Source organism: Pseudomonas sp. 1L-B-1-E-C1 (assembly GCF_057291835.1).
The window spans coordinates 1-21,554 of record NZ_JBXAWN010000007.1; the positions used below are offsets into that span (position 1 = coordinate 1).

Genomic DNA, 21,554 nt, shown 5'->3' on the forward strand with positions numbered 1-21,554 from the left:
CTAAGGAGCTGCGCGGCTTCCAAGTCCCTCCCTCGATGATCAGTCGAGAACTATCGCTCCTGGCGGAGCGTTAGTCGAGATACAAGGAGCTGCCGAAGGCTGCGATCTTTTGCTACTCGGATTTACTCTTCCTCAGAGCCTTCCGCGCGCCAGTAGCCGACAGCCTTGATGAACTGTTCATCCAGCCCATGCTCATCAATCAATACCCGGCGAATCTGCCGTGAGACCTTGGTCTCGGTCGCTACCCAGGCATACAGATTGCCCTTGGGTACCTGCAGTTGCTTGACTGTGGTCAGCAGGTTGTCCTTGCCGCCCTCGCGCAACACCCAGATCACATGCACCTCTGCCGCACTTTCCAGCACTTGCTGCTCGGCGCCGTTTTCCACTTCGATGACCACCAGCGCCTTGCGATTGGCCGCCAGGCCTTCGAGACGCCGCGCGATGGCGGGGAGGGCGGTTTCGTCGCCGATCAGCAGGTAGCTGTCGAAGATGTCCGGCACGATCATCGAGCCGCGCGGCCCGCCAATGTGCAGGAATTGCCCGGGTTGCGCCTGCTCGGCCCAGGTCGAGGCAGGGCCATCGCCGTGCAGGACGAAATCGATGTCCAGCTCCATTTTTTCCAGGTCATAACGACGCGGCGTGTAGTCGCGCATCGCGGGCATTGGCCCGTTGTCCTTGCCGGCGCCGAGCTGCAAGGTTTCCAGCGCGGCGGCCTGTTCGGCGGTCTGCGGGAACAGCAATTTGACGTGATCGTCCGTGCCCAGGCTGATGAACCCGGCCAGCTCCGGCCCGCCGAGGGTGATGCGGCGCATGCGCGGGGTCAGGTCGGTAACGTGTAAAACCTCAAGCTTTCGGCGTTTGATTTCGTGCATTACGCGGTGAATGGTTTGGGTATCGACTTCGGTCATTCGGCTTTCTCCTGGACAGGTTGAACGGCAGGGCCGTCGACGATGGCTTTGGCGGTGTCGTTGAGCAGGTCACGCACGCGCAGGATTTCCTCGGCGCTCCAGCGCCCGTGGTGCAGTTGCAGGGCATGGCGCAGGTTGTGTACCGCCTCGTGGATTTCCGGTGGTCGATCATGGCCGCGCAGCGAGCGTTTGCTCACGTCGATGCGCATCCGCACGCCGTCCAGTGCCACCGCTTGCTCATCCAGTGTCAAACGTCCGGCCTCGGTGACGCTGTAGCGTTTTTTTCCGGCCTGCGCGTCGCCAGTGATCAGTTCGCTCTCTTCAAGAAATGTCAGGGTCGGGTAGATCACGCCCGGGCTCGGGCTGTAGGCGCCGTCGAACATGCTCTCGATCTGGCGGATCAGGTCGTAGCCATGGCAAGGCTGTTCGGCCACCAGCGCCAGCAGCAGCAATTTCAGATCACCCGGGGCGAACACTCGCGGGCCGCGGCCGCCGCGTTCACGCCCCGGACGTTTTTCGAAGCCGTCGCGGCCGTCGCCGTGTTCGCGAGGGTGGGAATGATGGTCTCTCATTTTTCGTCTTCTCTCGTCGTGTTTAGATACAACTTAAGATATATCTTAAGGTCAGTGCAAGGCGTTTTCTGCCTGCGCATCTGTGGCCAGACGAGCGGTGCTGTTCTGTCGGAATGCAACAAATCATTTTTTGGAAAATGTTCGGGCAGGGTAACTTCAGGGTTAAAGTCAAAGCTCTATTTTATTTGAGCAAGTATTCTAAAGTTCCAACTAACGCCCATTGTGTCTGGGTCAAAGTGCTGTATGGGTTTTTAACTTTATCTGTATGTAGGGCGTCACTTACAGGCGTTGTTTCGAATATCGTTATTTTGTTCTTTTTTCTTTCGAGTCATGGGGTTGTTGAACTACGAGGTTATCGGAAGTTACTTGCTTACTTCCCGGAGCCAAGAGTCGATGATGTCCCGGCATTGAAAGTTCAAGTTGATCTGGCTCAACTCCCCTGGCGTTTGACTTGAACTCTCAATCATTCCTTCTCATCAAGAAAACAAGGTACTGAACGATGTTCAAGAAAATTGCATTCGCTGCTCCATTGGCTCTTCTGGCATTGGGTTCTTCGGGAGCGTTCGCCGCTGGTGAAGCCGCCCACTCGATCAACATCGTCGCTCACGTGCCGACCAACGGCTTCTACGTGGTACCGACCGATCCGGATCTGGTCAATAAAGACCAGGACATGAGCTATCAGCCGGGCACCGGCAAGATGGGTGAAGTCAATGGTTTCTTCGATGTGCGCAACAACAACGGTTCGGTACACGCCAGTGTTGATACCGCGCCGAAACTGATTTCCGGCTCGAGCAGCATCGACCTGCAAGTGGCGATCAACAACAAAACCCTCACCACCACGCCACAGGAAGTTGTGGGCGAAGCGGAATCCGACGTCAACTTCCGCGCACCGCTCAAGATCAGTGCCGTAGGCACTAACTTCCAGCCGGGTGATTACACCGGTGTTGTCGCACTGACCTTCGACGCCGTTCCTCCGGTTGTCACTCCTTGATTGAGTGATCCGGTATCTGACACTGACGTTTCGCCAGTGTTAACCACCGGGGCAGCGCTGTCTGCTCCGGTGGACTTCCACCGTTCGTAATCAGAGTAAAAGTTCATGTTCCCGATGACTCCCATCGCGGCTGCGCTTGCGCTGCTGTTTTGTGCCAGCGCAGCCGTGGCTTCCAACTCCGCCGGCACCACGCCGCGAAGTCTGTTGGCCCAGGCCAAAGGCCTGCCGGCGGATTTCGAGGAGCATTTCTTTGATGTGCCGCTGGCGGTTCGGGTCGAACTCGATCATCAGCCCCTGGGCGAGGCCATGGTGGTGTTGTCCCGCGATGATCGCATCACCCTGCTCGAATTCACCGACACCAGCGAGAACCGCTATAGCCCCGCCGAGCGCGAGAAATGGGCGGCTTATCTCAAGCCCGGCGTGCCACTGGGCAACTGCAGCGGTTCCTGTCCGGATCAGGTGCTGGCTGTGCATTACAACCTGGAAAGTTCTCTGGTTTCCATTCTCACCGCAAACGCTGAGCGCGACCTTGAAGCCAAGCGCTATTACGACCAGCCTGAGGGCGGCAGCCATGGCTTGATGGTGCGCAATCAATTGAACCTCAACGGCGGCCAGGACCAGGATCTGGGCGGGCGCTTCGGCCTTGAGGCCAGCGGCAGCCTGGGCAACTGGAGCCAGACACTGAACCTGCAACTGGCGCGCCTTGGCGGGCCGGACGACAAGCTTTATCACGCTGTTCACGAGTTGCACACCCAGCGCGAACTGCAAGGCAGTTTTTTCCGCCTGGGCTATTTCACCCCCAATTCCGAAGGGCTGACCCGCCAACCGCGCACGTTTGGCACCAGCCCCGATACCGCCGTCGGCGTCATGTATGGCAGCTCCGACAGCCTGGCCATCAACAGCCCGATGCCCAGCGTTTACCCGATCTATGTCACGGCCAACCGCCAGGGTTCGGTGGAGATCTGGCGCGACGGTCTGTTGATCAATACCCAATCGGTGCCCGCCGGGTTGCAGACCCTCGATACCCGGCCGCTGCCCGGTGGTATTTACGAGGTGGAAGTGCGCCTGATCGAAGATGGCCAGATCACCTCCACCACCCAGGAGCTGGTGTACAAGCCCAGCAACTGGCGCAACCTCGACGACCGCTGGCGCTACAACGTTTTTGCCGGCGAGGAAACGAAGTTGCTGAGCAACTGGGACACCCAGGCCAGTGGCAGCCCCACCGCCGGCGCGGCGGTCAATTACCTGTTGCATCCGCGGGTGATTCTCGGGCTGTCGGCGCGCCAGATCCGCGAAAAACTGCAATACGGTACGTCCATCGACTGGACGCTGGCCAATCACATCAGCCTTTTTGCCAACGTCTACAAGACCGAGGACTACGGCACCGGTCTGGACCTGCAGAGCCTCTACAACTACGGTTCCGGCAGCATCGTTGTCAGCCACAATCGCAGCTGGCTCGACACCACCAACACCTACGACACCTTGCCGGACGGCACGCGTATTCGCCCGCGCAACGTGTTCATCGGCCAGACCAGCAATTCCTCGCTGGCGCTCAACCATCGGGTCAGCAGCAAAAGCACGATCAATGCCCGGGTGGCCCACAGTGAGGGCAATGTCGAAGGTCTGGGCGTGGACCTCGGCTGGACACAACGCACCACGCTGTTTGGCAGCGATGCCAGTTGGCGCTTCTCGGTGTTCGACCGACCGGGCAGTTACAGCAGCGGTGACGCGCGCAACCGTGGCGTCGATTTGAGCGTCAACCTGGCGTTGGGCACACCCGGTCAGCAGCTCACCGGCAGCATCGGCTCGCGTACCGCCCGCGACGGCAAGCGCGACAACAATGCTTCGCTCGGCTGGCGCAAGGACTTCAAGGATCATGTGCTGCAAAACGTATCGGTGACGGCGCTGACCGATACCTACGGTGTGGGCATGTCCAGCCTGGCGAATTTCCGCACCGACTCGGTCAACGGCGATGGCTTTATCCAGCGCTCGTCGTACAACGGCAATTTCACCGGCGGCCTGAACCTCGACAGCACGCTGGTGGTCGGCGGCCAGCAGATGTTGCTGACCAGTCAGTACGAAATGCGCGGCGCCGGAATGATTGTCGATGTGGAGTCGGACATCGACGATATCGCCCTGCGTGCCGACGATTACAGCGGCGGCAGCGCGGCCTTGAAACCGGGGCGCAATTTCATCCCGATCACCGCGTACCAGAACAGCTCGGTGAGCTTCGACTTCCAGGGCAATCACGTACCGGCTGCCACGATCGAGCCGGCGCGCACTCGCTATCACCTGAACAAGGGCGGGGTGGAGTACCGCAAGATCCGTGTGATGAAAACCCTGACCGTGCTCGGTCGACTGATCGATGAAGCAGGGCAGCCGCTCAAGGGCCATCACGTGATCAACCATGCCAGCCGTGGCGTCACCGAGGTCGACGGGTTCTTTTCAATGGAAATGAACGCCGGTTCGCCGACCCTCGAAATCCGTCGCGATAACCGCTTGTTGTGTCAGTTCCGCCTCGATGCCAACCAGTACCGCAGTGAAAACAACGTACTGATGATCGGCGATCTGCGCTGCACGCCAGACACCGTGGCCGACGTCAGTGTCACCGCACAGAAGGCGGGCTGAACCGATGACCAAGTCGACATATGACCGGGGCCTGTGGCGGGCATTGCCGACGCTGGCCACCCAGGCGGCGAGTCTGAACGTGCGGGCCGGCGCCTTTTCCTTTTTGCATGGAGTTGAAGTGATGAACCGTGGGTTTTTGCTGAGCGTGCTCAGCGTGTTTTGCCTGACGGCGCAGGCCGGGCCGCAGATCAATGTCGGTACGGTGTACGACTATATGGATGCCGACAAGAGCACCTATCTGAAACGGGTGTTCAACAGCGGGGATGCCACCGCGTTCGTCAAGGTCAACGTTCTGGAGATTGTCTACGGTGCCGACGGCACACCGAAGGAAATCCCGGTTGAGAACGCAGCCGACGGCGCTTCGCGCAATGGCCTGATGGCCAGCCCGGCGCGGCTGATCGTCCCGGCCCAGGGCATGCAGGGCACCCGTTTGCTGTACATGGGCGAACGCGATCGCGAGCGTTACTTCCGCGTGCGATTCGTGCCGGTGGTCCCGGAAAAGGAAGACGAATTCGCGGTCAGCCAGGAAGAACGGGAAGACTACAAAAAGGCCCTCACGGCCGGGGTCAACGTGATGACCGGCTTCGGCACGGTGTTCTTCGTACGGCCCAGGGAAGCACGGTTTGCCACGACGATCAATGAAACCGCCAGCCGCTACGAACTGCGCAATGACGGCAACACCGTGGTGATTGTCGACGAGTTCAGAAGCTGCTCGTTGAGCAACGAAACCGACTGCGGTGCGACCACCAAACACCATGTGCTGGCGGGCAAGACGTTCGCTTTCGACAAGGAGAAGGGCCGTGGGTACCGCTTCTTCCTGATCGAAGGCAGCGAGAAGAAGAACCTGACGGTCAGCAGCCGCTAGGTCTGCTTTTCATTGACGCAACGGGTAACCAACATGATCAAGCAATGCACCGTCGTCGCGCTGATAGCCGCGGCGGCTCTGACCAGCGATGCGGCCTGGGCGGCTCGGGAAGAACATACATTCGAAGTGACACTGGACGTGCCAAGCCGTCCGTTCTACATCATTCCCGCGGAGGCGGACTGGATTCTCCGACCGCAGCGGCTCGACTGGAATCACTCGACCTCAAGCCTGAGCAGCGTGCGCAAATACTTTGATGTGCGCCACGACACCAGTGCGATCGAGGCGCGGCTGGAATCCGCGCCCTACCTTTCGAACGGTCGGCCGGCAGACGATATCAGCCTGCGCGTGACGTTCAACAAGGTGGAACTGAGCGCCGAGATGGTGCCGCGCGAGGTGGTGTCGCAGGCCGAGGCCGCAGCGGGCACACGGGTGTTGTTGCAGATCGACCCCGTCAGACCGGAGGGCGGCTACGGCCCCGGAGATTACGCTGGCAACGTGCTGTTGCTGTTCAGTGCCCGAGCGCCTGGCGAGTGAGATGGCTCGTACAGCGCTGCTATCGAAGCATCTTCTGGAGAACCCCCGTGATTTTTTCAAGCGCCCCGGGCATCCGCCCCTGGATCGGTTTGCTGCTGACATTGTTCAGCGCTGCGGCATCGGCCGAAGTGCACAACATCGATGCGACCTTCGAGCCGGACTTTGCCAACCCGCAACGAAATCAGTTCAAGAATCAGACGCCGTCCGAAGGGTTCTGTCGGCAGATCCCGCAGGCGTGCGAACCGATTGGCCTGTTCAGCCTGATCGCGAGGATTCCGTTCACGGCCAATGCTCCGATTCGGGCGAATCACGCGGATCCGCGACAGGGCGGAATGGCCCGGATTCCGTCGGACTGGCGAGATGTGCAAGTCACCCATTCGTCAGGCGATACACATAAATTGCAGGTCAGGATCGCCGGCATCGGACACGAACTGGCGTTGCCGCGAACGGTGAGCGAATTGACTGGGGGCAAATGGTGGGATGAGCTGTGGGAAGGCGGTGGCTGGGTGTACGCGCCACCACCCTGCCAGGGAGTCGGTTGGGTGAGTGCCGGGGATTACGGCTATAACAGTTTCTGGAAGGTTCCAGAAGGGGCCGGGGCCTGTGCGAAAAAGGCTTTGTTCGATATTCCGCTGGCCATGCAATATCAGTATTTCGTCTACGCCTACGAACTGCGTACACCGGATCCGCTGAAAATGGAATCGGGCGACTACACCGGTTCCGTCACCTACACCGTCGGTCCGAACATGGATTTCGACATGGGCGATGTGATGATCCCTAGCGATTCGATTCTGACCCTCAATTTCAATCTGAAGGTCACGCACACCATGAAGGTCGATATTCCTCCCGGCGGCAACCGCGTGGTGCTGGAGCCGGTGGGCGGCTGGCAGTCGTGGCTGAACGAGGGGCGCAAGCCGACCCGGCTGGTGCGCGACCAGACGTTCAATATCTCGGCCTCGAGCCGCTTCAAGATGAACATCGAATGCCAGTACGTCGTCGACAACAGCTGCGCGTTATGGGAGTCGACCGCCGGCCATGTAGCGCCGCTGGAAGTCAGCGTCAGCCTGCCCAACGGGCTGACCGATGGCGCCGGGCAAGCGGTCAATCGCCGGCGCTTGCTGCGCGATGGCACGGGCACCGAGCTGTTTCAGCCGGGCTTCTATCTGGATCGCAAGGTCGGCACGCTGCATTTCGAAGTGGCCCGCGATGCGGTGGATGAAATGCTCAAGGACGGCTATGCCCGCAGCTATTCGGGCAATGTCACGGTGATCTGGGATTCGGAAGTGGGTTAGGCGAATTGTCGATTGCGCTGTGTCACCAGGGAAACTTCGGATGTTCCGACGCCATTTTGAGGAAAAAGATCATGGGTAGCTATTGCATACGGTCTCTGCGCTTGCCGAAGAGCAGCGTGTGGAGCGCTTTGGTGCTGTCGCTGATGGCCGGGGCAGCGGCGGCTGAAGTCCATAACATTGAAGCCACCTTCGAGCCGGATTTTGCCAATCCGCAAAAAAACCAGTTCAAGAACCAGACGCCATCCGAAGGTTTTTGTCGGCAAGCGCCATGGGCTTGTGAGCCTTTGGGGCTGTTTAGTCTGATCGCCCAGATACCGTTCACGGCCAACGCGACGATTCAGGCCAACCACACTGATCCTCGTCAGGGCGGGATGGCCAGAGTGCCCTCACATTGGCAGAACATTACTGTCACTCACTCTTCCGGTGATACGCAGATCGTGCAGTTGAGAATTGCCGGTATCGGTCATGAAACGCAACTGCCAGACACGGTGGTCAAGTTGACCGGAGGTGGCGGGTGGGACGATCTGTGGGCGGGCGGCGCGTGGATGCACGCCCCGGCGCCGTGCCAGGGCGTCGGTACTTTTTCCGCCGGAGAAGTGGGCTACAACAGTTTCTGGAAAGTGCCAACGGGCGCGGGGGCCTGTAGCAAGCAGGCGAAGTTCGATATTCCGCCGTCCATGCGCTATCTGTTTTTCGTTTATGCCTATGAACTGCGTACGCCGGATCCGCTGAAGATGGAATCAGGCGACTACACCGGTTCCATCACCTACACCGTCGGTCCGAACATGGATTTCGACATGGGCGATGTGATGATCCCGAGCGATTCGATGCTGACCCTCAATTTCAATCTGAAGGTCACGCACACCATGAAGGTCGACATTCCTCCCGGTGGCAACCGGGTGGTGCTGGAGCCGGTGGGCGGTTGGCAGTCGTGGCTGAACGAGGGGCGCAAGCCGACCCGGTTGGTGCGTGACCAGACGTTCAATATCTCGGCCTCGAGCCGCTTCAAGATGAACATCGAGTGCCAGTACGTCGTCGACAACAGCTGCGCGCTGTGGGAGTCGACCGCCGGCCATGTGGCGCCGCTGGAAGTCAGCGTCAGCCTGCCCAACGGGCTGACCGATGGCGCCGGGCAAGCGGTCAATCGCCGGCGCTTGCTGCGCGATGGCACGGGCACCGAGCTGTTTCAGCCGGGCTTCTATCTGGACCGTAAGGTCGGCACGCTGCACTTCGAAGTGGCCCGCGATGCGGTGGATGAAATGCTCAAGGACGGATATGCGCGCAGCTATTCGGGCAATGTCACGGTGATCTGGGATTCGGAGGTAGGTTAAGCGCGATTCCGCTCAGGCAGCCCACGCCGAATCTGGCTGGACAGGAGCAAGAGCGGTGATGCGTTGTTTCATCCGGAAAGAATTGCCGGCTGCGCAGGGCCGGTGGTGACCACGGGTGGGTTTTCCGCCGGACGACATTGCGAGTCACTGCCCGGTTGCAGATACGGCGTAAGAATCGGCGCCATGCCCTTGAGCACTTGCGTGGGCAGGGCCGAGGTGAACTTGAAGTTCTCCGCCGAGCGCCCGGGCACGAACGCGGTGAGGGTGCCGAAATGGTGGTCGCCGATATAGAACACGAAGGTCGCCGTGCGGTTGATCGACTTGGAACTGATGATTCGCCCGCCGGAACCGATCGCCGCAATGCGGTTGTCGCCGGTGCCGGTTTTGCCGCCCATGGCCAGCGGCGTGCCGTCAGGCAACTTGAAACTGCCGGACACCCGTTTGGCCGTACCGGCATCGACCACTTGCGACAGCGCTTCGCGCATGGCTCGCGCGACTTCCACCGGCATCACCCGTTTACCCACATGCGGATCGTTGACCACTTTGGTTTCGTAAGGTGTGCCGGCAGCGAAATGCAGGCTGTCGATGCGCAGCGTCGGCATGCGCACGCCGTCGTTGAGGATGGTGCCGATCAGCTCGGCCAGCGCGGCGGGGCGGTCGCCGGAACTGCCAATGGCAGTGGCCAGCGACGGCACCAGGTGATCGAACGGGTAGCCGACTTTCTGCCAGCGCTGATGAATATCGAGAAACGCTTCGATCTCGAGCATGGTGCGAATGCGACTGTCGCGGGCGCCCTTGTGCCGACTCTTGAACAGCCAGCTGTAGACTTCCTGGCGTTCGAAATGGCTGGCCTTGACGATCTCGCTGAAGGTTGCCTCCGGGTGATGCAGCAGGTAACCCATCATCCACAAATCGAGTGGATGGACCTTGGCGATGAAGCCCTGATCAGGCAAATCGTAACTGCCGGGGCCATAAGAATCGTAGAGGCGGATCAGACGCTCGTCAGTGAGTTTTTCGTTGAGCCTGGTGCCCTTGAGGTGCGAGCGCACGAACCGGTTGAAATCTTCCTGGCTGGCCTCCGGCAGCAGATAACGATGCACGGCCGCCATGCGGATCGGCGTCGGGCGCATGCTGTCGAGGAAGGTATCGAGACGCGCCTGGGTGTCCTTGTTCCTGTACTTCTTCCAGAACTTGAGCAGGAACGAGGTGCCTTCGCGGTCGGCAAAACTGGCCAGGTATTCCTGACGGCGCGGGTCGCGATCATCCTTGAGCAATTCGGCGTTCGGCCCTGAGTAGGTGGTGTAGCGAACGATGTCGCGCATCAGGCGAATGAATGGCAGGTTGATCGACTCGCGCAACGAATCGCGCAAAGTGGGCAGGCGACCGTTGTCCTCTTTGCGAAAGTTGTGGAAGGTGTGCAAACCGCCGCCGGTAAAAAACGCCTCGCCGGGGCTCGCCGAATATTTGCGATCAAGCGCGGCCCCGAGCAGCTTCGACAGGTCGTGATCCTTGTTCTGGATCAGGTAGTCGATGACCCAGCGGCTGAGGCGATCCTGATCCGGCACTTCGACCTTCTTCAGTTCCGCCGCACCCATGGCGCCATACTTGTCGTGCAGCTCGGCGACGATTTGCAGGTAGGTGGTCAGCACACGCATTTTTGCCGTCGAGCCGAGTTCGAGCTTGCTGCCCTCGTTGATGTCGAATGGTTGATCGGTACTGTCGGTCTGCACACGTACGCGCGAGCCGTCCGGGGTCAGTTCGAACAGGGTAAAGCTGTAGCGCACTTGCGTGGTGCTGGTCGGCGTCAGCAAGCGTTCGCCGAGCAGGCCGATTTCTGCAGCGTAGGCCGGGTCGGCAAGTTTTTTCAGGTAGGCGGTGGCCTGGGTTTGCAGATCACCCTGCAGGGTGCTGGTGGCCGACAGGTCGAGGCGATCGAGGTCGTACAGCGGCCGGTTGAGCATGCTCGCCAGGCGGCTGCGGGCAACGCTGATGCCTTTGTTGGTTTCGATCGGTTGCATCGTTGGCTGGGTCTGCCAGTCGCGGTACGACACCGTGCTCGCCAGCGCGGCGTCGGCGAGGGCGCTGTCGATCACGCCGTTCTGTTTGAGCAGGCGCAGGTGGCTGTCGGTCAGACTGGCAAGATCCTCGCGGCCCCTGGTCAGGTAAAACGATGGACGGCGCTGGGCGATCATCAGCGAAAGCATTTCGCGCAGGGCCAGACCTTTGGCGGCCATGGTCTGTGGGTCGGTCGCCGGACTGTTCAGTTGCTCATTGGCTTTGCTGAAATCACTGCCGTACCAGACCCGCAAGCCTTCGGCCATACCGTGGACTTCGCCATGCCCCGGCACTGCCGACAGTGGCACGCTGTTGAGGTAGTCACGCACGATGTTCTGTCGCGCACCAAGGGTTTGCGGGCCATCCTGATAAGCGCGCACGCTGGCCGAAAACATCTGGCGCAGTTTCTCGGCGCCCGACGCGGTCAGGCCGTCCGGCGAATGTCGATACTTCTCCAGTTGCGTGGCCAGCGTACTGCCGCCCGCCGACTGGCCGGGCAGGTGCAGCAATTTTGCCACTTGCGACCACGCCGCCATGCCGAAGCGCGGCCAGTCTACCGCCGGGTTGGCCAACGGCTGTTTCGGGTCGAGGAGAAAGCGGTTTTCGATGAACAGCAGACTACTGACCACCACCGGCGGAATCGCCGCGAAGTCGGCATACAGTTGCTGCGGATAGTTGTATCGATACAGCGGCGCGCCTCGGCAATCGGTGATTGACAGCCCGGCCTGAATCTTTTCCGAATACGGCACGAACAGGCCCTTGTCGGTGTAACCGAGCAGGGCAGGGGAGAAGCGCGTCTGCTCAGTGATCACATAGTTGCGCTTGAGCAGGCGTGGCAGGAATTCGTCGAGCGAGCTGTAACCCAGGCGCAGATCGAACGGCCCGTTGCCCGGATAGCGAATCGCTTCGCTGGGGCCGGGTTCAAGCTTGTAGGTCAGCGACGCGGCGTACTGGCTCAGTTCCCGCGCCTGGAAGCGCGAGGTGCGCATTTCCTTTGACGCAGCGAGTCCCACCACTACCGCGATGATCAAAAACAACAACCAGAAAGCCTTCCACCCATGCCGGTTGCGGCGGGTTTTTTCAGGGACAGGCGCTTCATTCACACGTTCAGTCTGAACCACGGTTTTACTCGAATCGGTTTGCCACAAAGCGCCCATAGTCGACTGATCCATTCACGCAGATTGATCGGACTTGTCTGAAGCTTAGACGGTGGTTGGCGAGGGCGAAGGGGAATTGTGCAGCGAGCATCGAACGTGCCCCACACGTGGGGCTGGCCAGTGCAGGCGAACACCGTGCCAGGCGCTACGGATTTTTCCGCGAATGTCGTCATGTGCGTAGTTTGTTGGTTTTTTAATTAAGTAATCAGTTGCAGCAAGTTGTAACTGCCCGTTGTTTGTATTTGGTAATGCATATGTATCGTTACGCTTTCGGGTTTTTTAAATGAAAGTTTCTAGTTTAATTTGGCTGTACTTATTAATCTTGGAATTTTTCGTAATGCAAGCAAATCGTTTTATGAGCGGTGCTGTTTCGGCACGGATGGAAGATGCGATCCAGACAAAGTCTGAAAGATCTGAAGTTGCAATCGAGTCGCACGCCTTTGGCGATTTTGGTGGTGCCTTGTCCTGGCCGATTCCACTTGATATGAGTGAACGAAACGAAGTACTGAAAGCGATCCAGCTGTTTCGAAAAAGTCTCAAGGAAGAGTGGCGGCCGGGCCGGCAATTACTGGAGTGTCTGAATGCGGAGCATGCGCTGACGGTGGAAGAGACGGGCGATCCCGCGCAGGCCTTGCAAACGCTTGTTGCCAGCGCGCGCGGTCAGGCGCTGGGATTACAAGTGCAGACTCATTTGCGCGGGATCGCCACAGATCAAAGCGTCAACGATTACGCACTGGCTGCGCTGCAGCTCGACCTTGATCCGCTGTCGATCGACAGGCGGCAACGCAACACCGTCGCCGGCCTCGATCTGGCCGGTAAGCCTTTCTGGGGAAAGCCGCTGGTGGCGGTGTTCGATGAACTGCGTCGACATCTGCTCAAACATCTGATCTGCAGCCCCGAGTTGTCCGGCCTGGCCGCTTACGCGTTGCTCGCTTTCAACGCTCCGCTGTACCTGATCAAAAAGATTCCCGAAGAAGTCACGTATGGCGGCCAGGCGTGGTTCAACCTTGCCGTTGCCGCCGCGATTGTCGAGGTGCACGCGCCCGGCAAGGTCGCTTGCATGACCTTCGCTCAAGTCATGCTGCACGCGGAACAGGCAGCGCTGATCGATCCCGCCGTGAGCGCTTATGCCCAGACTCTCGCGCTGATCGATTGGGGCGTCGTCCATGGGCTGGTGCCCAGAGTGGGTGACGAGCGCTACACCGACGAGCAACTGGACGAGTTGAAAACCCGCTTCAATGATCAACTGGCTGACGGCCTCAACGCTCCGATCCTGTTGGGACGTGTGCTGCCCGACCGCAAGGCCATTGCCTTGGCCGGACTGAAGAAACAATTCGGCGAGAACTTTCCCGTCGAGAATCACGCCCTCGAATGGGACAGTTCAGAAAAGACTCTGCTCAGTCTTTCGCCCGTGTCCAGTCCAACTTATGGCCCGCTGGGCATGTATTCATTATTGGACGTTGCAATGATGGATACGTCTTACCGCTGGAAAACCAGCGACCCGCTGCTGAAGTTTCGGATCCATGAGATCAATGAACTCAATCTTCGTGTGTGGGAAACTTTCAGTCGTCAATTTGCAAGTACTTTGGCCGATCTCAAGCAAGGCACGCGATTGACGTTGCAGCATCTGATAGCCGGCCTGCCGCTGGAAGATCGCGAGAATTTCGAATATGGGAAAATTGATTTCTATCAGCACAAGATTTTTCGATTAAGTACCCAATTCTGGGGCCGAAACCTGATAGCGACCGATACACGACTGACCTTGAGAATCGAGCGCGGTCCTGAAAAGAAAGTCACGGTGTATTCCATCGATCTGGAAGCCGGCTCGATCACCCGCAAAGAGTCCGACCCGGCCGGCAAAGCCGATGAGTACGACCGGCACGTCCCGAGCCTGGTCTACGCGACGACACCGTTTCATGTGGAGGATGAAACCGTAGCGGCAAAACTCAAACAGGTCATCTTCGACGCCGAAGTGCCTGTGCCCGCCAGCTATGACAGCGCGCGGACCCGCACGATTGTCGATGCCTTTGTCGAGCATCTTGATTATGACCGGGAAGACATTCTGCTGGCTGCCAAGGGGCAGACAACCTACGACAAGGAAATGGCGCTGCTGAAATCACGCCTGGACTTCCTGCTGAATCTGATTCCCTTCAAATCGGCCATCGAGAATTTCGTTCAAGGCAAATACATCGATGGAGCAATTGATCTGTTCCTCGATGTATTGGGTTTTGTCACCGCGGGCGCGGGTGCCGCAGCAAAGTTGACGCAAGTGGCGGCCAGGACGACTTCGGCCATCAGCAAGGCGTTGAAGGCAGCGAAGATCATTGGCGTGCTTGTCATCGGCGAACTCAACCCGTTGAGCGGTTTGCATCTGGCGGCAACAGGTGGCGTTCGCCTTCTCGGCGGCGGGATCAAATTCATTGCCGACCGCAGTCTGTTGAAATTGACCCGGTTGCGCGGTGGGGTGGTGGGCAGTTATGAGCTGTTGCAGACAGTAGGGAAGCAGCATGGCACCGCATTGGTTGGCACCTGGAAGACCGGTGGGCAGTCTGTCGAGGGTGTAGGCGTTGTTAAAAGCGATCAGTGGTATCGCTACAATCCGGCAACCGACCAAGTGTATGGCGCCCCCGGCGACTTTCAGCCCAGACAGGGCCGCCTGGGCAGCCTTTTTGGCGCGGATGCCAACTATGTCGATCGCTATTCGAGCTTCAACGACAATATCGAGGCGGCCTGCACGCCACTCAATCTTGCAGCCTTCAAAAGGGGCTATTCGAACGGACTGGATGTGCTGGACACGATTGCGGATTATCGCTTCAGCCTGAACACTCTGGAGTTGATCGAACTGGCCGCGAAACCTGGCCGACGCCCCGATGAAATGGGCGCTTTGGCGAGGGAGATAAAAGACAGTCTGTTTGACGACGCCAAGTACTACTCGGATCTGCTCATCCAGGACATGCCCAAAGGTGTCAAAGTGACGCCGCTCGCCCAGCATTATTTTCTGGCCCGGGTGGATCTGGCTTCCAACGGAAAATGCGCCGCCCTGTCATACGCGATGGCTTACGCCTTTCATCATGGACGGGAAAGCACTCTTTTGAGGAATGTTTTCAAGGCGGCCAATAAGCAGACCGACCCGCAAGCGGCGCGATTCATCTCTGGCCTCGAAACAAGTCAGCAAAGACTGGGCGGCAAGTATTCCTTTCATACAGGCGGCAAGCCGCAAAAGATGGATGCTCAGAACATCATTGACGAACTCGCCAGTGCGCGTGAGCAGAAAATCCTCATGATCGGCACCAAAAGTCATGGAATGGTCGCCGGCACACGTTTCAGCGATGGCGGGCAGCAATGGTTCTTTTACGACCCTAACTCGGGCATGGCGATATTCAATAGCAGAGAGACCTTACAGGAAGGGTTGTCGAAAGCGTTGCGAGATGGCGCCTTGGCAAAGACTTTCCACAAGTACGGAAAGAAGCGCGGCGGCGCCGATTATGCGGTCAACGAGTTCAAGCCTGACGCCAGCGAAATAGCAGACATCCGCGGCACGCTCGAAGGCTTCTCGGCCGCTCCCCTGAGCGTGTGATCGGGCCAGCATCGTTAGCCGATCCGGCTTCGTCTGGTGGCTGTGCATGAACGGCGGACCGGCGTCCTCCTGAGCGATGAAAGCCGGACGAAGAATAACGGCTCGCTCTTTCTGTGAAATAATCGCCGCCTATTTGCGGCGATTTTTCTTACGCATCTCAGGAAATACTCTCAATCATGAGCTGCATGACCGGAATTATCGGCCAAATATCATGGTTTATAGAGTGAAAAGTTCTGTCGGAAGTATTTTATTCTGCACGCCCCGCTGATCTTTCAGATTGCTCTGCAAGACGCGTCCGCCCACGAAGCCGACGCGGTTTCCTGCCCAGCCTAGGCCTATCGGCCGACGCTTCGAAACCCGGTGGTCATATCCAATAACAAGACGAGGTTGTACCCCTATGCCAGTCGGCAATCATCTGCCCCACGGCGACACCGCTTCGGGCGGTCCGCTCAAACGCGAACTGGGCGAACGGCATATCCGCCTGATGGCGCTCGGTGCCTGTATCGGCGTCGGTCTGTTTTTAGGCTCGGCCAAGGCCATTGAAATGGCCGGCCCGGCGATCATGCTTTCCTACATTCTTGGCGGTCTGGCGATCCTGGTGATCATGCGCGCCCTCGGCGAAATGGCCGTGCACAACCCGGTGGCTGGTTCGTTCAGCCGCTACGCGCAAGATTATCTCGGGCCGTTGGCCGGTTTCCTCACGGGCTGGAACTACTGGTTTCTGTGGCTGGTGACCTGTGTTGCGGAAATCACCGCCGTGGCGGTGTACATGGGTATCTGGTTCCCCGATGTGCCGCGCTGGATCTGGGCCCTCGCGGCGCTGATCAGCATGGGCTCGATCAACCTGATCGCGGTCAAAGCCTTCGGCGAATTCGAATTCTGGTTCGCCCTGATCAAGATCGTCACCATCATCGCCATGGTGATCGGCGGCGTCGGCATCATTGCCTTCGGTTTCGGCAATGACGGCGTGGCGCTGGGCATTTCCAATCTGTGGGCGCACGGCGGTTTCATGCCCAACGGCGTGACCGGTGTGCTGATGTCGCTGCAAATGGTCATGTTCGCCTACCTCGGCGTCGAGATGATCGGCCTGACCGCCGGTGAAGCGAAGAACCCGCAAAAGACCATTCCGGACGCGATCGGCTCGGTGTTCTGGCGAATTCTGCTGTTCTACGTCGGCGCACTGTTCGTGATTCTGTCGATCTATCCGTGGAATGAAATCGGCACCCAGGGCAGTCCGTTCGTGATGACCTTCGAGCGTCTGGGCATCAAGACCGCCGCCGGCATCATCAACTTCGTAGTGATCACTGCGGCGCTGTCGTCGTGCAACGGCGGCATCTTCAGCACCGGGCGCATGCTCTACAGTCTGGCGCAGAACGGCCAGGCCCCGGCCGGTTTCGCCAAGACCTCGAACAACGGTGTGCCGCGTCGTGCGCTGCTGCTATCGATCGCGGTGTTGCTGCTGGGCGTAATGCTCAATTATCTGGTGCCGGAAAAAGTCTTCGTCTGGGTTACCTCGATTGCCACCTTCGGTGCGATCTGGACCTGGGTGATGATCCTGCTGGCGCAACTGAAATTCCGCAAAGGCCTGAGCGCCAGCGAACGTGCCGGCCTCAAGTACAAGATGTGGCTGTACCCGGTCAGCTCGTATTTCGCTTTGGCGTTTCTGGTACTGGTGGTCGGCCTGATGGCGTACTTCCCGGATACCCGCGTGGCGTTGTATGTAGGCCCGGCGTTTCTGCTGTTGCTGACGGTGTTGTTTTACGTGTTCAAGTTGCAGCCGACGCAAGCGTCGCAAGGCTCGGTGCGTTCGGTTTCCTGAATTCTGACGCCTGAAAACAACAAAGCCCCGGTCGCGAGATCGGGGCTTTGTTGTCAGTGGTCAACAGTGATGGTCAGTGCTACGCGGCCGCTACTTCCAGCGGCTCAAAACTGTCCGCCCGCGCCATTTGCCACATCCGCGAATAGAACTCGCCATTCACTTCGCCGGTGAGCAATTCCCCCGGTTTCAGAAACACATGCAACTGCGAAAACAACTTGATCTCGGTCGCCGACATGCGCCGCACCAAGTGCTTGGCCGACAGTTGCGACGGATGCTCGAGCCCGGCTGCCGCGAGCATTTCCGCCAGCGCTTTGAGCGTGCTGCGATGGAAGTTGTAGACGCGCTGGGCCTTGTCCGGCACCACCAGAGCGCGTTGGCGCAGGGCGTCCTGGGTGGCGACGCCGGTCGGGCATTTGTTGGTGTGGCAACTTTGCGACTGGATGCAGCCGATGGCGAACATGAAGCCGCGCGCGGAGTTCGCCCAGTCGGCGCCGATGGCCAGCACGCTGGCGATGTCGAAGGCGCTGACGATCTTGCCGCTGGCGCCGAGTTTGATCTTGTCGCGCAGGTTGAGGCCGACCAGCGTGTTGTGCACAAACAGCAGGCCTTCGCGCATCGGCACGCCGATGTGGTCGGTGAACTCGACAGGGGCTGCGCCGGTGCCGCCTTCCTTGCCGTCGACGACGATGAAATCGGGAAGGATGCCGGTTTCCAGCATGGCTTTGGCAATGCCCATGAATTCCCACGGGTGGCCGAGGCAGAACTTGAAGCCCACCGGTTTGCCGCCGGACAGCTCACGCAGTTGCTGGATGAACTGCATCATTTCAATCGGTGTGGAAAACGCACTGTGGCGCGATGGCGAGACGCAGTCCTCGCCCATCAGGATGCCGCGGGTTTCGGCGATTTCCCGGGTGACCTTGTGCTTGGGCAAAATGCCGCCGTGGCCGGGTTTGGCGCCTTGGCTCATCTTGATCTCGATCATGCGCACCTGCGGGTTCTGCGCCTGCACGGCGAAGCGCTCCGGGTCGAAACGGCCATCGCTGGTGCGGCAGCCGAAATAGCCGCTGCCCAGTTCCCACGTCAGGTCGCCGCCGTGCTCGCGGTGATACGGGCTGATGCTGCCTTCACCGGTGTCGTGGGCGAAGTTGCCGAGTTTCGCACCCTGGTTCAGCGCGCGGATGGCGTTGGCACTGAGCGAGCCGAAGCTCATCGCCGAAATATTGAAGATCGACGCCGAGTACGGCTGCGTGCACTGCGGGCCGCCGACAGTGACGCGGAAACCGCTCGGGTCGCTCAACGGCGCCGGGCGCATCGAATGGCCGATGAATTCGAAGCCGGACTGATAGACGTCGATCAACGTGCCGAACGGTTTGTCGGCGGTCTCGTTTTTCGCTCGCGAGTACACCAGCGAACGCTGCGCGCGGGAGAACGGCAGGGCGTCGCTGTCGGACTCGAGCAGATACTGGCGAATCTCCGGGCGGATGCCTTCGACCAGATAACGGATATTGCCCAGAATCGGATAGTTGCGGCGCACCGCGTGGCGCGTCTGCAACAGGTCGAAGAGGCCGAGCAGGCTCAGCACGCCCGTGACGGCGGTGATCGGCCACAGCCAGTCATGTTCGAGGAAAGGCAGGCTGGCGAGGGTGAAAATCACACAGGCGGCAAAGAAGGCGTAGCGGCTCAGCAGCGACAGGCTCATACGGTTTCCCTGGTTCGGACTCAGATTTGTGCAACGGCACGCATCCCGGTGGGAGCGAGCCTGCTCGCGAAGACGGCGGACCAGCCAACATTGATGTCGGCCATGAGGGCCTCTTCGCGAGCAGGCTCGCTCCCACAAAAAGCGTTAATCACACTGTTTCAGGCGTTCTGCGCCTGCAGAAAAATCGAAAACAGCTCGGACTGGGATTTGATCCCCAGCTTGCTGTACATGTGTTTCTTATGGACTTTCACGGTTTCCACGGAGATTTCCAGCTTACGGGCGATTTCTTTGCTGGAGCAACCGCTGAGCATCAAACGCCCGACATCCAGTTCCCGCGCGGTCAGTTGTGCGCCCTTGAGCTGTTGCACCGACGCTTCCAGTTGCACGCGCCAGTCTGCCTGCGCCGGTGCGGCGGCGAGGGCCACGGTTTCGTTGATCTCGTACGGCAAACGCTGGCGCAACAGACCCAGCACCCACGGCTGAATCAAAGACAGCAAAGCGATCTGTTCGCCAGTGAAACGTTTTTCACTGCCCAGCGACAGGCACAGCGTGCGTTCGCCTTCGAGCTGGCAATTGAACTGGATTTCGTCGGCCACCACATTCAGACGAAAGTATCGCTGGTAGTACTCGGTCAGCTCGAAATGCTCCGGCGCGACTTCCGAGAGGCGATAGAGCCCGGTGCGCGACTGCTCGCGGCAGGCGATGTAGAACGGATCGAGCAAGTACAGACCACGCAGATAATCCTGGAACAACGGGTCCGGGCTGCCGTCCTCGCCGGGGCATTCGGCGAAGACTTGCGGATGCTGATCGGCGCTGAACAGCAGCACGACCCAGCTATCGAACGTTACGTACTGCTCGAGCAGACGCACCAGTTGCGCCCAGAAATTCGGCTTGTCCAGCGCGTCGATCAGTTGCCCGACAGCGCGGTGCCAAGTGATGTCATTCAACGAAAGTGTCATCGATCTACCCCTATCGGGTTACCCCGGCTGCGTGATTCCCTGGCCGGTTGCTTGCTGCGCATACTGGCCCACAGACAGGCACCGGGCAATCTTTCCAGGCTCGGCGCTCACAACAAGGAATTCTCATGAAAGTCGAACTCGCCCAATTGGCGGGCCGTGACAATGACACGGCTTACAATCTCGAACGCGCACTGACGGCGATTGCTGCCTGCGCGGCCGACACGCAAATGATCGTGTTCCCGGAAACCCACCTTATGGGCTTTCCCAATGCCGAAACCGTGGCGCGAATCGCCGAACCGCTCGACGGCCCGACCGTCAGCGCCGTGTGTGCGGCGGCGCGTGAGCGCAACATCGCCGTGGTCATCGGCATGGCCGAAAACGACAAAGGCCGCTTCTACAACACCACGCTGCTGATCACCCCCGAAGGCATCGCCCTGAAATACCGCAAGACTCATCTGTGGGCGTCGGATCGCGGCGTGTTCGAGGCCGGCGACCGCTATGCCACTTGTGTGTGGAACGGCGTGCGCGTCGGGCTGTTGATCTGCTACGACATCGAGTTCCCGGAAACTGCCCGCGCCCTGGCGCAACTGGGCGTGGAATTGCTCATCGTCACCAACGGCAACATGGACCCGTATGGCCCGACCCACCGCACCGCGATCATGGCCCGCGCCCAGGAGAATCAGGCGTTTGCGCTGATGGTCAATCGTGTCGAGGCGGGGGACGACGGTTTGGTGTTTGCCGGCGGCAGTGCGCTGGTCGATCCGCTGGGGGCGCTGCTGTTCGAGGCTGGGCGCGAAGAAGGGCAGTTCAGGGTCGAGCTGGATTTCGCGCAACTGGAGATTGCGCGCAAGGATTATCGCTATCTGGATGATCAGCGTCTGAAGTTGCCGGGAGAGGTGGTGGAGCAGGCTTGCGGTGTTCGCGAGCTATTGATTCCACACCGATAACCGCAGCCCCCACCCTAGCCCTCTCCCGGAGGGAGAGGGGACTGACCGAGTTGATTGTTCGAGATACGCCGACCTGAAAGACCGAGTCGAACTGAGGATTTGAATCTGCATTCAAGTCGAACTCAAGTTTGTAACCCATGGAGATCGGCTCCCTTTCCCCCCTCGCCCCCTTGGGGGAGAGGGCTGGGGTGAGGGGGTAACGATCTTCAGTCGAACAAAA

The 21,554-nt window shown here is 59.4% G+C and carries 14 protein-coding genes; 9 read left to right on the forward strand and 5 right to left on the reverse strand.

The features are described 5' to 3' along the window. Positions 1–122 precede the first annotated feature (122 nt). Positions 123–908 carry a siderophore-interacting protein gene (locus AC0Z4S_RS13435; RefSeq protein ID WP_485623367.1) on the reverse strand — a complete coding sequence of 262 codons (786 nt, stop codon included), beginning with the start codon at positions 906–908 and terminating at the stop codon, positions 123–125. Next, positions 905–1,480, reverse strand: coding sequence for a PadR family transcriptional regulator (locus AC0Z4S_RS13440; protein WP_485623368.1), 576 nt, complete (start codon positions 1,478–1,480; stop codon positions 905–907). The genes AC0Z4S_RS13435 and AC0Z4S_RS13440 overlap by 4 nt, the downstream gene beginning before the upstream one ends. Positions 1,481–1,979: 499 nt before the next feature. On the opposite strand from AC0Z4S_RS13440, the gene AC0Z4S_RS13445 reads away from it, so the two are divergent. From AC0Z4S_RS13445 to AC0Z4S_RS13470, 6 genes are all read left to right on the forward strand, one after another. Continuing rightward, the gene (locus AC0Z4S_RS13445) at positions 1,980–2,471 is read left to right on the forward strand and encodes a CS1 type fimbrial major subunit (RefSeq protein ID WP_485623369.1); all 492 of its coding nucleotides are present in this window, start codon (positions 1,980–1,982) and stop codon (positions 2,469–2,471) included. Between the two features lie 105 nt (positions 2,472–2,576). Beyond that, positions 2,577–5,099, forward strand: coding sequence for a CS1-pili formation C-terminal domain-containing protein (locus tag AC0Z4S_RS13450; RefSeq protein ID WP_485623370.1), 2,523 nt, complete (start codon positions 2,577–2,579; stop codon positions 5,097–5,099). Positions 5,100–5,220: 121 nt separating this feature from the next. Continuing rightward, on the forward strand, positions 5,221–5,964 hold the full coding sequence (locus tag AC0Z4S_RS13455; RefSeq protein ID WP_471877728.1) for a molecular chaperone: 744 nt from the start codon (positions 5,221–5,223) through the stop codon (positions 5,962–5,964). Between the two features lie 33 nt (positions 5,965–5,997). After that, a complete protein-coding gene (locus AC0Z4S_RS13460) occupies positions 5,998–6,498 on the forward strand; it encodes a CS1 type fimbrial major subunit (RefSeq protein WP_485623371.1) in 501 nt (166 codons plus the stop codon). A 47-nt stretch (positions 6,499–6,545) separates the two neighbouring features. Next, entirely contained in the window at positions 6,546–7,790 is a 1,245-nt protein-coding gene (locus tag AC0Z4S_RS13465; RefSeq protein ID WP_485623372.1) for a hypothetical protein, read from the forward strand. Between the two features lie 71 nt (positions 7,791–7,861). Then, entirely contained in the window at positions 7,862–9,121 is a 1,260-nt protein-coding gene (locus AC0Z4S_RS13470) for a hypothetical protein (protein WP_485623373.1), read from the forward strand. 68 nt (positions 9,122–9,189) lie between these two features. Here the strand turns inward: AC0Z4S_RS13470 and AC0Z4S_RS13475 are convergent, their stop codons facing one another. After that, positions 9,190–12,333, reverse strand: coding sequence for a transglycosylase domain-containing protein (locus AC0Z4S_RS13475; RefSeq protein WP_471877729.1), 3,144 nt, complete (start codon positions 12,331–12,333; stop codon positions 9,190–9,192). 337 nt (positions 12,334–12,670) lie between these two features. On the opposite strand from AC0Z4S_RS13475, the gene AC0Z4S_RS13480 reads away from it, so the two are divergent. Together AC0Z4S_RS13480 and AC0Z4S_RS13485 are read left to right on the forward strand one after the other, a co-directional pair. Next, positions 12,671–15,910: a hypothetical protein gene (locus tag AC0Z4S_RS13480; protein ID WP_485623374.1), complete on the forward strand. Its 3,240-nt coding sequence runs from the start codon at positions 12,671–12,673 to the stop codon at positions 15,908–15,910. 397 nt (positions 15,911–16,307) lie between these two features. Further along, entirely contained in the window at positions 16,308–17,729 is a 1,422-nt protein-coding gene (locus tag AC0Z4S_RS13485) for an amino acid permease (RefSeq protein ID WP_485623375.1), read from the forward strand. Positions 17,730–17,808: 79 nt separating this feature from the next. On the opposite strand, the gene AC0Z4S_RS13490 is transcribed toward AC0Z4S_RS13485, so the two are convergent. Together AC0Z4S_RS13490 and AC0Z4S_RS13495 are read right to left on the reverse strand one after the other, a co-directional pair. After that, positions 17,809–19,428, reverse strand: a complete 1,620-nt coding sequence (locus AC0Z4S_RS13490) for an FMN-binding glutamate synthase family protein (RefSeq protein WP_485623376.1) — start codon at positions 19,426–19,428, stop codon at positions 17,809–17,811. A gap of 158 nt (positions 19,429–19,586) precedes the next feature. Then, a complete protein-coding gene (locus tag AC0Z4S_RS13495) occupies positions 19,587–20,387 on the reverse strand; it encodes a helix-turn-helix transcriptional regulator (RefSeq protein WP_471877678.1) in 801 nt (266 codons plus the stop codon). 125 nt (positions 20,388–20,512) lie between these two features. Here AC0Z4S_RS13495 and AC0Z4S_RS13500 point away from each other — a divergent pair, with 125 nt between their 5' ends. Continuing rightward, entirely contained in the window at positions 20,513–21,334 is an 822-nt protein-coding gene (locus AC0Z4S_RS13500; RefSeq protein ID WP_485623377.1) for a carbon-nitrogen hydrolase family protein, read from the forward strand. The last annotated feature ends 220 nt before the right edge of the window (positions 21,335–21,554 follow it).

What these genes read in the sequence shown, in the direction of transcription:
- AC0Z4S_RS13495 (WP_471877678.1), bottom strand. Translation starts at nt 20,387, where the DNA reads ATGACACTTTCGTTGAATGACATCACTTGGCACCGCGCTGTCGGGCAA.
- AC0Z4S_RS13445 (WP_485623369.1), top strand. Translation starts at nt 1,980, where the DNA reads ATGTTCAAGAAAATTGCATTCGCTGCTCCATTGGCTCTTCTGGCATTG.
- AC0Z4S_RS13455 (WP_471877728.1), top strand. Translation starts at nt 5,221, where the DNA reads ATGAACCGTGGGTTTTTGCTGAGCGTGCTCAGCGTGTTTTGCCTGACG.
- AC0Z4S_RS13460 (WP_485623371.1), top strand. Translation starts at nt 5,998, where the DNA reads ATGATCAAGCAATGCACCGTCGTCGCGCTGATAGCCGCGGCGGCTCTG.
- AC0Z4S_RS13500 (WP_485623377.1), top strand. Translation starts at nt 20,513, where the DNA reads ATGAAAGTCGAACTCGCCCAATTGGCGGGCCGTGACAATGACACGGCT.
- AC0Z4S_RS13435 (WP_485623367.1), bottom strand. Translation starts at nt 908, where the DNA reads ATGACCGAAGTCGATACCCAAACCATTCACCGCGTAATGCACGAAATC.
- AC0Z4S_RS13485 (WP_485623375.1), top strand. Translation starts at nt 16,308, where the DNA reads ATGCCAGTCGGCAATCATCTGCCCCACGGCGACACCGCTTCGGGCGGT.
- AC0Z4S_RS13450 (WP_485623370.1), top strand. Translation starts at nt 2,577, where the DNA reads ATGTTCCCGATGACTCCCATCGCGGCTGCGCTTGCGCTGCTGTTTTGT.
- AC0Z4S_RS13440 (WP_485623368.1), bottom strand. Translation starts at nt 1,480, where the DNA reads ATGAGAGACCATCATTCCCACCCTCGCGAACACGGCGACGGCCGCGAC.
- AC0Z4S_RS13480 (WP_485623374.1), top strand. Translation starts at nt 12,671, where the DNA reads ATGCAAGCAAATCGTTTTATGAGCGGTGCTGTTTCGGCACGGATGGAA.
- AC0Z4S_RS13470 (WP_485623373.1), top strand. Translation starts at nt 7,862, where the DNA reads ATGGGTAGCTATTGCATACGGTCTCTGCGCTTGCCGAAGAGCAGCGTG.
- AC0Z4S_RS13475 (WP_471877729.1), bottom strand. Translation starts at nt 12,333, where the DNA reads ATGGGCGCTTTGTGGCAAACCGATTCGAGTAAAACCGTGGTTCAGACT.
- AC0Z4S_RS13490 (WP_485623376.1), bottom strand. Translation starts at nt 19,428, where the DNA reads ATGAGCCTGTCGCTGCTGAGCCGCTACGCCTTCTTTGCCGCCTGTGTG.